The sequence below is a fragment of the Janthinobacterium sp. 344 genome (genome assembly GCF_900112025.1).
Taxonomy (GTDB): domain Bacteria; phylum Pseudomonadota; class Gammaproteobacteria; order Burkholderiales; family Burkholderiaceae_D; genus Janthinobacterium.
Genome location: NZ_FOKL01000001.1, coordinates 511938 through 524073, shown reverse-complemented (window position 1 = coordinate 524073; position 12136 = coordinate 511938). Strand labels below are relative to the sequence as shown.

Sequence of the window (12136 nt, the reverse complement as noted above, 5' to 3'; positions counted from 1 at the left end):
GGTCAGGCTGGGTCATGGCGTAGGCGGTGAGAGGGCGATGATCGATTATAAAGGGCTGGCAGCCGCGCCGCCCGCGGGCAGGGTATCGCGCGCGCCGGTGCCGCTCACGTTCCACTCGTGTGTCTCGACGAACTGGAACAGGAAGGCCATGAAGCTTTCGGCGGCCGGCGACAGTGAACGTCCCGTCTTCGTGTAGACGAAAAAGCGCCGCGTCAGCTCCGGCTCGTGCAGGGCGCGCATCTGCAGCCGGTATAACTTGACCATCGGTTCCGCGTACGGCAGGCAGACCGTGATGCCCAGGTTGGCGCTGACCATGGCCAGCGCCGTCGTCATGAACGTTACCTCATTGTAGGGATTGAGCGACAGGTCGCGGAAGCTGCCATGCATGTCGCGCAGCAGGCGCTCCGTGAACTGCCCCTGCAGCGAGATGAACGGGTAGTCGCCCACGTCGGCCCAGGTGACCCGTTCCTTCTGTTGCAGCGGGTGCCGCTCGGGGTAGACCAGCACGAACGGCATCTCGAACAGCACTTGGGCGGCGATTTCCGCCGTCGGATCGCGCTCGGGGCCGATGCCGAAATCGACTTCGCCGCTGAAGACGCGTGCCGAGACATTCTCCACGGGACAGTCGACCAGGCGCAATTGCACCTCCGGGTGCGCCTGGCGGTAGGCGGCGATCACTTCCGGCAGCAGGGTGCAGGCCATCATCTGCGGCGCGGCGATGCGCACCATGCCCGTCTTGAGGGCCTTGCGCTGGGCGATGCCGGCCATGGCGCCGTCGAGGTCCTCGATCATCTTTTCAAACAGCGGATACAGTTCGCGGCCGATCTCCGACAGCTGCGTCTTGCGCGTGCTGCGCTCGACCACGCGCACGCCCAGCACGCTTTCCAGTTCCTTGATCAAGCCGCTCAGCGCGGACTGCGTCACGTGCAGGTATTCGGCGGCCAGGGTAAAGCTGCCGGTCTTGGCCAGCGCCACGAAGGCGCGCATTTGTCGCAAGCTGGGACTCATAAGATAATCCGATAAATCAATGGATAAAAATTGTTTGTATGATAGCTGCAACTCGATTCTAATGGTGAAAAGCTGAAAAACACGCCAGCCATCGCGCCGTGCGCGCATCCATTGGAGACAGACAGTATGAAAATCAAGCAAATCCACCACGTCGCCTACCGCTGCATCGACGCGAAAAAGACCGTCGAGTGGTACGTCAAGCATTTGAACATGAATTTCGTCCTCGCCATCGCCGAAGACCTGGTGCCGTCGACCAAGGCGCCGGATCCGTACATGCACGTCTTCCTCGACGCGGGCCAGGGCAATGTGCTGGCCTTTTTCGAACTGCCGACGCAGCCGCCGATGGACCGCGACCGCAATACCCCGGCCTGGGTGCAGCATCTGGCACTGGAAGTGGCCAGCATGGAGGAGCTGCTGGCCGCCAAGGAGCGCCTGGTGGCCGCCGGCATCGAGGTGCTGGGTCCCGTGAACCACGCCATCTTCCAGTCGATTTATTTCTTCGACCCCAACGGCCACCGCCTGGAACTGGCGGCCAACGTGGGCACGCCCGAGATGATGGCCAAACTGGACGCCGTCAAATGGGAAATGCTGGAAGAATGGTCGCAGACGCGCCGCGCGCCGAAACACGCCGCCTGGATGCATGCGCCGGCCGACGCCTGAGTGCCGCAGCTTGATGCCAACTGAAAAATACACCGAACAAGGAATAACATGAAACTCGCAACCCTGAAAAACGGCAGCCGTGACGGCGCCCTGATCCTCGTCAGCCGCGACCTGCGCCAATGCCTCCTCGTGGCCGATATCGCGCCCACGCTGCAGGCGGCGCTGGACGACTGGGACGCCGTGGCGCCGAAGCTGGAGCAGGCCTACGCGGCCCTGAACGCGGGCACGGCGGCTGGCGCCCAGCCCTTTGCCGCCAGCCTGTGCCACTCGCCGCTGCCGCGCGCCTACCAGTGGGCCGACGGTTCCGCCTACATCAACCACGTGGAGCTGGTGCGCAAGGCGCGCAATGCGGAAGTGCCGGCTTCGTTCTACACGGATCCGCTGATGTACCAGGGCGGCTCGGACAGTTTCATCGGCCCGCGCGATCCCATCTTCGCCCTGTCGGAAGAGTGGGGCATCGACCTGGAGGCGGAAGTGGCCGTGATTACGGGCGACGTCGCCATGGGCGCCAGCGTGGACGAGGCGGCGAAGGCGATTCGCCTGGTCATGCTGGTCAACGACGTCTCCTTGCGCAACCTGATCCCGGGCGAACTGGCCAAGGGCTTTGGCTTCTTCCAGTCGAAGGCGGCCAGCGCCTTTTCGCCCGTCGCCGTCACGCCCGATGAACTTGAAAGCCACTGGGTGGACAGCAAATTGCACCTGCCGCTGCTGGTGGACTTGAACGACAAGCCGTTCGGCAAGCCGAATGCGGGCGAAGACATGACCTTCAATTTTGCGCAGCTCGTCGCCCATGCGGCGAAGACGCGCGAGCTGGGCGCCGGCAGCATCGTCGGCTCGGGCACCGTGTCGAACAAGCAGGGCAACCTGTTCGGTTCCAGCATCGAGAATGGCGGCGTGGGCTACTGCTGCCTGGCCGAAGTGCGCATGTATGAAACCATCGAACACGGCGCGCCGAAGACGGGTTTCCTGAGGTTCGGTGACACGGTGCGCATCGAGATGCGCGACGCGGCCGGCGCCAGCATCTTCGGCAGCATCGAGCAGACCGTGGCCCTGTACGCCGGCGCCACACGCGCCTGAGGGGAGGGCGCCCCATGAAGCTGTACACCTACTTTCGCAGTTCGGCCGCCTACCGCGTGCGCATCGCCCTCAATTTGAAGGGCATCGCCTACGACAGCATCCCCGTGCATCTGCTGCAGGATGGCGGCCAGCAGCTGCTGCCGGCCTACCGCGCCGTCAATCCGTCGGCGCTGGTGCCGGCGCTCGATGACGAGGGCGCCATCTTGACGCAGTCGCTGGCCATGCTCGAGTATCTTGAGGAGACGCGGCCAGCCGTGCCGCTGCTGCCGGCCGATGCGCTGGGCCGTGCCCGCGTGCGTGCGCTGGCGCTGGCGATTGCCTGCGACGCCCATCCGCTGACGAATCTGCGCGTGCTGAAGTACCTGAAAAACACCCTGGGGCTGTCGGACGAGGCCAAGCAGGAGTGGTACCGCCACTGGATGGCCGAAGGGCTGGCGGCCGTCGAGGCGCTGCTGGCGCAGGGCGACCCGGAGGGTAAAAACCTGTTCTGCCACGGCGACAGGGCGACGATGGCCGACTGCTGCCTGGTGCCGCAAGTGTTCAATGCGCAGCGCTTCGCCATTGACCTGGCGCCGTACCCGCGCGTGGCGCGCATCCATGCGCATTGCGCCGCCTTGCCGGCGTTTGCCGCCGCCCATCCGTCGCGGCAGCCTGACGCCGAGTAAGTTTGAGCCGTATCAAACGTAAGCCGCCCCGGCCAGCATGCAGGCCGGGGCTTTTTTATGCGGAATTGATTTTGGGCAGTCAATGCCCGCTTGCCGTTAGGCTACAATTTGCGTTTGCCCAAATATTTTACTGACGCGCCATGACCGCAACAACCGTTCCTGCCAGCATCACCGATGCCTTGTCCCTGGCGCATGCTTCCTGGCGGCCCATCCTGCTGCGCGGCTTGCACGCCGTGATGGCGGCCGATCCCGCCTATTTGCCGGCGCTGGCCGCCGACGATTACCTGCCCACGCAGGGCCGGTTGTTCGCCGCCTTCGCCCTGCCGCTGGCGCAGGTGCGCCATGTGCTGGTGGGCGAGGGGCCGTATCCGCGCGCCGACAGCGCCACGGGCGTGTGCTTCATGGATGGCGCCGTGGGCAGCCTGTGGTCGGCGACCGGGCTGTCGAAGCCCGTCAACCGCGCCACCTCCCTGCGCAACTTCATGAAGATGCTGCTGGTGGCCGACGGCCAGCTGCAGGCGGGCGACACGTCCGGCGCGGCCATGGCGCCCGTGGCGGCCGCCGCGCTGCAGGCGGACAGCGGCGTCGTCCAGACCCTGCCCGAGCTGCAGCGCAAGATGACGGAGCAGGGTTTCTTGCTGCTCAACGCGGCGCTGGTGTTCCGCGCCCACGTGCCGCCCGTGCAGGATGCGCGCGGCTGGCTGCCTTTCCTGCAAGTGGTGCTGGAAGCGCTGGCGCAGCCGGACGGAGTCGCTTTGCCGCAACTGGTCCTGTGGGGCAAGATTGCCGAGCTGATCAAACGCCTGCCCGTGGCGGCAATGTTGCCGCAGGTAACGGCCGAACATCCGTATAATCTGTCCTTTATCGGCAATCGTGACATGCAGGCCTTGTTCGGCCCGATGCACCTATTGCGTGCTTGACATTGAATTGGCGCCTGTGTGGCGGAAGTCCGGGGAATATGCAAATCAGTAACGTTGAAGAATTGAAGCAATGGATCGCGGCGGGCGGCGTGCCCGACTATCTGTATTTCTGGGGCCACACGCCGGCGCAACCGCAAGTGCCTGATAAAAGCTGCTTCAGCCAGTGGTTTCCGTCGCCGTTCAGCCTGGCTGGCGTGACGTATGCCACTGCCGAGCACTACATGATGGCGCAAAAGGCGGCCCTGTTCGGCGACACCTCAGTCCAGGCGCGCATCGTGGCGGCCGAGCGGCCGTCGGAAGTGAAGAAGCTGGGGCGCGAAGTGGCGAACTTTGACGCCAAGGCATGGGAAGCGGCGCGGGCCGGCATCGTTTTCGATGGGAATTTCGCCAAGTTTTCGCAAAAGGCGGCGCTGCGCAAGTTTTTGCTGGGCACGGGCGAGCGCGTCATCGTCGAAGCCAGTCCCGTCGACCGCATCTGGGGCGTGGGCCTGGCGTCGGACAATCCGCGCATCGGCGACCCCGCCACCTGGGATGGCTTGAACCTGCTGGGCTTTGAACTGATGAAAGTACGAAGCGCTTTACGGGGCTGAGAATCGACGCTGCGCATGCCCGTGCTTTCCCGCCTGTTGTTTTCCTGATGCCGCCGCGCCTGGCGCGGCCGGCCATGCCCCTGCCAGCCCTGTGGTCATCGAGGGGCGCTCTGACAAACCCCGCCGAATTTGTTATACTTGACTAAATCATTCAACTACTCGGGGTTTGAGGAGTTGAAAAGCCGCAATATTTTAAACCAGTTATTGAACAGTTGACCGAGGATGTATGCGTCTGACTACAAAAGGCCGTTTTGCCGTGACAGCGATGATCGATCTTGCCCTGCGCCAGGGCAAGGGACCGGTCACCTTGTCCGGCATCAGCCAGCGCCAGTCGATTTCCCTGTCCTACCTGGAACAGCTGTTCGGCAAGCTGCGCCGGCATGAGATCGTCGAATCGATCCGCGGCCCGGGCGGCGGCTACAGCCTGGCGCGCCGCGCCGACAAGGTGACGGTGGCCGACATCATCATCGCCGTCGACGAACCGCTCGACGCCACGCAGTGCGGCGGCAAGGAACATTGCCACGGCGCCGACGCGGCCACGGGCGCGCGCTGCATGACGCATGAATTGTGGTCCACACTCAACGAAAAAATGGTCGATTATCTGGATTCTGTGTCCTTGCAGGACCTGGTCGACCAGCAGAGACAAAAGAACGCCGAGCAAAGCGTGATGGTGATGCACCGTAACCACGCCGCCCTCGGTTGATAATGACAAAAATACCAGTTGCTGATTGCAGGAGTTATTGATGAACGCCCCAGAAAAAAACGTAGGCCAAGTGCACTTTGAAACCGCACCGCATTTCCCGATCTACATGGATTACTCGGCCACGACGCCGATCGATCCACGCGTCGCCGACAAGATGATTCCCTACCTGCGCGAGCAGTTCGGCAATCCGGCATCGCGCAGCCACATGTACGGCTGGACGGCGGAAAAAGCCGTGGAAGAGGCACGCGGCCACGTGGCGGCCCTGGTGAACGCCGATCCGCGCGAAATCATCTGGACCTCCGGCGCGACGGAAAGCAACAACCTGGCCATCAAGGGCGCGGCACAGTTCTACAAGACCAAGGGCAAGCACATCATCACCGTCAAGACCGAGCATAAATCGGTGCTCGACACGGTGCGCGAACTGGAACGCATCGGCTTCGAGGCGACCTACCTGGAACCGCAGGACAACGGCCTGATCACCGTCGAGCAGCTGGCCGCGGCCGTGCGCCCGGATACCATCCTCGTGTCGGTCATGCTGGTGAACAACGAAATCGGCGTGATCCAGCCGATCGACGAGATCGGCGCGTTCTGCCGCTCGAAAGGCATCATCTTCCATTGCGACGCCGCGCAAGCGACGGGCAAGGTCGTCATCGACCTGCAAAAGACCAAGGTCGACCTGATGACCTTCACGGCGCACAAAACCTACGGCCCGAAAGGCGTGGGCGCCCTGTACGTCTGCCGCAAGCCGCGCGTGCGCCTGGAAGCGCAGATGCACGGTGGCGGCCACGAGCGCGGCCTGCGTTCGGGCACCCTGCCGACGCACCAGATCGTCGGCATGGGCGAGAGCTTCCGCATCGCCAAGGAAGAGATGGACAGCGAAATCGGCCGCATCCAGGCCTTGCGCGACCGCCTGGCCAAGGGCTTGCAGGAGATCGAAGAAGTCTACATCAACGGCGACATGGACCACCGCGTGCCGCACAACCTGAACGTCAGCTTCAACTACGTCGAAGGCGAGTCGCTGATCATGGCGATCAAGGATATCGCCGTGTCGTCCGGTTCGGCCTGCACCTCGGCCAGCCTGGAACCATCGTACGTGCTGCGCGCCCTGGGCCGCAGTGACGAACTGGCGCACAGCTCGATCCGCTTCACCATCGGCCGCTTCTCGACCGAGGAAGACATCGACTTCGCCGTGAACCTGCTGAAATCGAAAGTACACAAATTGCGCGAACTGTCGCCGCTGTGGGACATGTTCAAAGAGGGAATCGACATTAACTCCATCCAATGGGCAGCCCACTAAAAGCACCTGTTAAACCTACTGCGCGTCGCGATTTGCGGCCTGCGATGCTCACTGTGCCCCGGCACAGTTCCGCTTCTCGGCCACAACTCACTGCCGCTCGCTACGGTTTTCCAGGCACTTGAAGATCAATTTGCCTCGTGAACGGGGCCGGCAAGAATATTAAAGGAGCATCAAAATGGCTTACTCGGACAAAGTACTCGATCACTACGAAAACCCGCGCAACGTGGGCGCTTTCGACAAGGGTGATGAAACCATCGGCACCGGCATGGTGGGCGCGCCCGCCTGCGGCGACGTGATGAAACTGCAGATCAAGGTCGGCGCCGATGGCCTGATCGAAGATGCGAAATTCAAGACCTACGGCTGCGGTTCGGCCATCGCATCGAGCTCGCTGGTGACCGAATGGGTCAAGGGCAAGACCCTGGACCAGGCGCTGGCCATCAAGAACACGCAGATCGCCGAAGAACTGGCCCTGCCGCCAGTGAAGATCCACTGCTCCATCCTGGCGGAAGACGCCATCAAGGCGGCAGTGCTGGATTACCAGACCCGCCATCCAGTAGCAGCTTAAACGTTGGCAGCCCGCTCCGGCCGCAAGGCCGGGGCAGTTGCGGAGAAATACATGATCACACTGACCGAAAAAGCGGCGAAACACATCAACCGTTATATCGAACGGCGCGGCAAGGGCATGGGCTTGCGCTTCGGCGTGCGCACCACGGGCTGCTCGGGCCTGGCCTACAAGCTCGAATATGTCGATGAAGCGGCGGCCGAAGACAGCGTCTTCGAATCGCATGGCGTGAAGGTCTTCGTCGACCCGAAAAGCCTGCCTTACATCGATGGCACGGAACTCGATTTCGCGCGCGAAGGCTTGAATGAAGGCTTCAAGTTCCACAATCCGAACGAGAAGGACGCCTGCGGCTGCGGCGAATCGTTCAGGATTTAAACAGCTGGCAAGACCCCGGTCGGTGCGCTGTACCCATCGATTGCGGTACAGCGACCACCGACAAATTATGCAAAACCACTTCGAATTATTCCAGTTGCCGGCGCAGTTCGCGCTCGACATGCATGCGCTCGACGCGGCTTACCGCGACGTGCAGGGCAAGGTCCATCCCGACCGCTTCATCAATGCCGGCAGCGCCGAAAAGCGCGTCGCCATGCAGTGGGCCACGCGCGCCAATGAAGCCTACCAGACCCTGAAAAGCCCGCAAAAGCGCGCGCAGTACCTGTGCGAGATCAATGGCGTCGACCTGCAGACGGAGTCGAACACGGCCATGCCGGTCAGCTTCCTGATGCAGCAGATGGAATGGCGCGAGGAATTGGGCGATGCGCGTGCCGGCAAGGATGCCGACGCGCTCGACGCCCTGGACCGCCAGCTGCGCGGCGAACGCAAGGCCTTGCTGGCCCAGGTGGCCGCCCAGCTCGATGGCGGCGACTACGTGAATGCCGCGCAAAGCGTGCGCGCCCTGATGTTCCTCGACAAATTCGGCGAGGAAGTGCGTTTTGCCTACGAGGCCATCGAGGCCTGAGAGTGCCGGACACCAGCTGCCGCGCGTCGCGCTGCGCGGCCGGCGATGCCCGCCGTACCAGAGTGCGGTTGCGCTTCCCGGCCGCAAATCACTGCCGCGCGCTGCGCTTCTGTCCGACACTCGGGACTGTGGCGAGCGTGTGATACGCGCGCGTCTTATAATGCGCACCAGGCATCTGCTGCAACACGCAAAAAATTAATCGAGGCACGAATACAATGGCACTTCTGCAAATTTCCGAACCAGGCATGTCGACCGCGCCGCACCAGCACCGCCTGGCCGTCGGCATCGATCTTGGCACCACCAATTCCCTGGTCGCGACCGTCCGCAACAGCATTCCCGAGGTGCTCAACGACGAAGACGGGCGTTCCCTGCTGCCGTCCGTCGTGCGCTACCTGCCGAACGGCCACGCGAACATCGGCTACAAGGCCCTGGCCGCGCAAACCACCGACCCGAAAAACACCATCGTCTCCGTCAAGCGCTTCATGGGCCGCGGCCTGGCCGATATCGCCTACGCGGAAAACCTGCCCTACGACTTCCAGGATACGCCTGGCATGGTGCAGCTGAAAACCGTGGCCGGCGTGAAAAGCCCCGTCGAAGTGTCGGCGCAAATCCTCGCCACCCTGCGCCAGCGCGCGGAAGATTCGCTGGGCGACGACCTGGTGGGCGCCGTGATCACCGTGCCCGCCTACTTCGACGACGCGCAGCGCCAGGCGACGAAAGACGCGGCGCAGCTGGCCGGCATCAACGTGCTTCGCCTGCTGAGCGAGCCGACGGCCGCCGCCATTGCCTACGGCCTCGATAACGCGTCCGAAGGCGTGTACGCCGTGTACGACCTGGGCGGCGGCACCTTCGACATCTCGATCCTGAAGCTGAGCAAGGGCGTCTTCGAGGTGCTGTCCACGGGCGGCGACTCGGCCCTGGGCGGCGACGATTTCGACCGCCGCCTGTTCTGCTGGATCAGCGAACACGCCAAGCTGGCGCCCCTGTCCGACGAAGACACGGCCATCCTGATGGTCAAGGCGCGCGAAATCAAGGAAACGCTGTCGACCAAGTCGGAAACGCTGATCGACGCGGCCCTGAACTCGGGCGAAGAGATCCACCTGCGCATCACGGCCGAGGAATTCGCCAAGATGACGGCGCACCTGGTCGCCAAGACCATGAACGCCATCAAGAAAGCCCTGCGCGACGCGAACGTCGATGCGGATGACGTCGATGGCGTGGTGATGGTCGGCGGCGCCACGCGCATGCCGCACGTGCAGCGCGCCGTCAGCGAATTCTTCCACACCACGCCGCACGCGAATATCGATCCCGATAAAGTCGTGGCGCTGGGCGCGGCCATCCAGGCGAACTTGCTGGCCGGCAATCGCGCCGCCGGCGACGACTGGCTGCTGCTGGACGTGATCCCGCTCTCGCTGGGCATCGAAACCATGGGCGGCCTGGTGGAAAAGATCATCCCGCGCAATTCGACGATCCCGTGCGCGCGCGCGCAGGAATTCACGACATTCAAAGATGGCCAGACGGCCCTGGCCGTGCACGTGCTGCAGGGCGAGCGCGAACTGGTGAGCGATTGCCGCTCGCTGGCGCGCTTTGAATTGCGCGGCATTCCGCCGATGGTGGCGGGCGCCGCGCGCATCCGCATCACCTACCAGGTCGATGCGGACGGTTTGCTGTCCGTCTCGGCGCGCGAACTGCGCTCGGGCGTGGAAGCGTCGATCAGCGTCAAGCCGGCCTATGGCCTGGGCGACGACGACATCGCCCGCATGCTGCAGGATTCGTACACCTCGGCCGACACCGACATGGTGGCGCGCGCGCTGCGCGAAGAGCAGGTGGAGGCGGAACGCATCCTGCTGGCCACGCAGTCGGCGCTCGATGAAGACGGCGGCTTGCTCGACGATGCCGAGCGTGCGGCCGTCGACGGCTTGATGAACAAGGTGCGCGACGCCATTGCGCAATCGCAAAGCGGCGCCATCGACCACCAGGCATTAAAACTGGCGATCGAGGCGCTGGCCGACGGGACCGAGGAGTTCGCCTCGCGCCGCATGGACCGCAGCGTGCGCACGGCGCTGACCGGCAAAACGCTCGATCAAGTGGTTTAAGAATAATTGACATGCGCGCCGCAGGCACTCGCCGCGGCCGCGCCCCGAATGACAGACTGAAAGAAGACACCATGCCACAAATCGTTATCCTGCCGCACGCCAAGCTTTGCCCGGACGGCGCCGTCATCGAAGCCCCGGCCGGCAAGTCCATCTGCGACATCCTGCTGGAAAACGACATCGACATCGAGCACGCCTGCGAAAAATCGTGCGCCTGCACCACCTGCCACGTGCTGGTGCGCGAGGGCATCGAATCGCTGAACGAAGCGACGGAACTGGAAGAAGACATGCTGGACAAGGCCTGGGGCCTGGAAGCCGTGTCGCGCCTGTCGTGCCAATCCATCGTGGCCGAGGCCGACCTCGTCGTCGAAATCCCGAAATACACGATCAACCAGGTCAGCGAAGGCAGCCACTAATATGGCAACTAAGATGAAATGGTCCGACATACACGCGATCGCCGAAGCGCTGTATGACGCGCATCCGGACATTGATCCGCTGACCGTGCGTTTCACCGACCTGCACAACTGGGTGGTGGAACTGGACGGCTTCGACGATGACCACACGCGCGGCGGCGAAAAAGTGCTCGAAGCGATACAGATGGCGTGGATCGATGAAGCGCGCTAAGGGCGCGGCACCCGCCGCCACCGCAGCCGCTGCGCCGAAAGACGTCATCACGGCCGCCAGCAACATGCCCGAGATTAAGGATGGCCAGTCGGTCGCCTTGCTGCAGGAATTGCACATCCTGACGCGCGACGGCAAGATGAACCAGGACAGCCGCCGCAAGCTCAAGCAGGTGTACCACCTGACGCAGTTCATCGAGCCGTTGCTGCGCGAAGTGCAGCTGGACCACCCCGGCGTGTCGCTGGTCGACCACGGCGCCGGCAAGTCCTACCTGGGTTTCATCCTGTACGACCTGTTCTTCAAGAATGGCAACGACGGTTCGCACATCTACGGCATCGAGACGCGCGAAGAACTGGTGCAGCGCTCCCAGGAACTGGCGAAGAAATTCAACTTCCCCGGCATGTCGTTTTTACCGTTGTCCGTGGCCGAATCGACGGAATCGACCTTGCTGCCGCAGCAGATCGACATCGTCACGGCCTTGCATGCGTGCAATACGGCCACCGATGACGCCATCCACTTCGCGCTGAAGAAAAAGGCGAAATTCATGGTGCTGGTACCATGCTGCCAGGCGGAAGTGGCCTCCGTCCTGAAGAAGAACAAGGGCAAGAGCCTGGGCAAGAATGTCTTGACGGAGCTGTGGCGCCACCCGCTGCACACGCGCGAGTTCGGCAGCCAGATCACCAACGTGCTGCGCTGCCTGCAGCTCGAAGCCCATGGCTACCAGGTCAGCGTGACGGAGCTGGTGGGCTGGGAACATTCGATGAAGAATGAGCTCATCATCGCCAGCTACAAAAACCTGCCGCGCCAGCGTCCCACCGAGCGCCTGCAGGAAGTGCTGCAGACCCTGGGCCTGGAAGAGATGGGCCACCGCTTCTTTGCCGAGGAGTTGGCCAAGGCGCAAGCCTGATTGGTGGATGACCGCGGCCTTTTGCCGCGCAGGTCGGATTAGCGCAGCGTAATCCGACAATCAGCAGCGTAATCT

General features: G+C 63.1%; 15 protein-coding genes. 14 read left to right on the top strand and 1 reads right to left on the bottom strand.

The genetic code is table 11. The features are described 5' to 3' along the window. Positions 1-45: 45 nt before the first annotated feature. Entirely contained in the window at positions 46-1008 is a 963-nt protein-coding gene (locus BM193_RS02390; RefSeq protein WP_092795084.1) for a LysR family transcriptional regulator, read from the bottom strand. Between the two features lie 126 nt (positions 1009-1134). On the opposite strand from BM193_RS02390, the gene BM193_RS02385 reads away from it, so the two are divergent. The 14 genes from BM193_RS02385 (at position 1135) to BM193_RS02320 (ending at position 12061) form a co-directional block, all read left to right on the top strand. Further along, positions 1135-1668, top strand: a complete 534-nt coding sequence (locus BM193_RS02385; protein WP_092795083.1) for a VOC family protein — start codon at positions 1135-1137, stop codon at positions 1666-1668. Positions 1669-1716: 48 nt separating this feature from the next. Continuing rightward, positions 1717-2745, top strand: a complete 1029-nt coding sequence (locus BM193_RS02380) for a fumarylacetoacetate hydrolase family protein (RefSeq protein ID WP_092795081.1) — start codon at positions 1717-1719, stop codon at positions 2743-2745. Between the two features lie 14 nt (positions 2746-2759). Then, the gene (gene maiA / locus BM193_RS02375; RefSeq protein WP_092832206.1) at positions 2760-3410 is read left to right on the top strand and encodes a maleylacetoacetate isomerase; all 651 of its coding nucleotides are present in this window, start codon (positions 2760-2762) and stop codon (positions 3408-3410) included. 140 nt (positions 3411-3550) lie between these two features. Next, a complete protein-coding gene (locus BM193_RS02370) occupies positions 3551-4330 on the top strand; it encodes a uracil-DNA glycosylase family protein (protein ID WP_092795077.1) in 780 nt (259 codons plus the stop codon). Between the two features lie 38 nt (positions 4331-4368). Continuing rightward, positions 4369-4920 carry an NADAR family protein gene (locus BM193_RS02365; RefSeq protein WP_092795075.1) on the top strand — a complete coding sequence of 184 codons (552 nt, stop codon included), beginning with the start codon at positions 4369-4371 and terminating at the stop codon, positions 4918-4920. A 226-nt stretch (positions 4921-5146) separates the two neighbouring features. Beyond that, positions 5147-5623, top strand: a complete 477-nt coding sequence (gene iscR / locus BM193_RS02360) for a Fe-S cluster assembly transcriptional regulator IscR (protein ID WP_065310626.1) — start codon at positions 5147-5149, stop codon at positions 5621-5623. Positions 5624-5693: 70 nt separating this feature from the next. After that, entirely contained in the window at positions 5694-6920 is a 1227-nt protein-coding gene (locus BM193_RS02355) for an IscS subfamily cysteine desulfurase (protein ID WP_280175047.1), read from the top strand. 175 nt (positions 6921-7095) lie between these two features. Beyond that, a complete protein-coding gene (iscU, locus tag BM193_RS02350; RefSeq protein ID WP_076567031.1) occupies positions 7096-7485 on the top strand; it encodes a Fe-S cluster assembly scaffold IscU in 390 nt (129 codons plus the stop codon). A gap of 51 nt (positions 7486-7536) precedes the next feature. Continuing rightward, complete coding sequence (iscA, locus tag BM193_RS02345; RefSeq protein WP_034750079.1) at positions 7537-7857, top strand: iron-sulfur cluster assembly protein IscA; 321 nt, start codon at positions 7537-7539, stop codon at positions 7855-7857. A 67-nt stretch (positions 7858-7924) separates the two neighbouring features. Then, on the top strand, positions 7925-8440 hold the full coding sequence (gene hscB / locus BM193_RS02340) for a Fe-S protein assembly co-chaperone HscB (RefSeq protein WP_092795073.1): 516 nt from the start codon (positions 7925-7927) through the stop codon (positions 8438-8440). Positions 8441-8655: 215 nt separating this feature from the next. Then, the gene (gene hscA, locus BM193_RS02335) at positions 8656-10536 is read left to right on the top strand and encodes a Fe-S protein assembly chaperone HscA (RefSeq protein ID WP_092795071.1); all 1881 of its coding nucleotides are present in this window, start codon (positions 8656-8658) and stop codon (positions 10534-10536) included. A gap of 71 nt (positions 10537-10607) precedes the next feature. Further along, positions 10608-10949, top strand: coding sequence for an ISC system 2Fe-2S type ferredoxin (gene fdx / locus BM193_RS02330; protein ID WP_034750070.1), 342 nt, complete (start codon positions 10608-10610; stop codon positions 10947-10949). A 13-nt stretch (positions 10950-10962) separates the two neighbouring features. Then, positions 10963-11157: a Fe-S cluster assembly protein IscX gene (gene iscX / locus BM193_RS02325; protein WP_071076333.1), complete on the top strand. Its 195-nt coding sequence runs from the start codon at positions 10963-10965 to the stop codon at positions 11155-11157. A 64-nt stretch (positions 11158-11221) separates the two neighbouring features. Then, entirely contained in the window at positions 11222-12061 is an 840-nt protein-coding gene (locus tag BM193_RS02320) for a class I SAM-dependent methyltransferase (RefSeq protein WP_254785877.1), read from the top strand. The last annotated feature ends 75 nt before the right edge of the window (positions 12062-12136 follow it).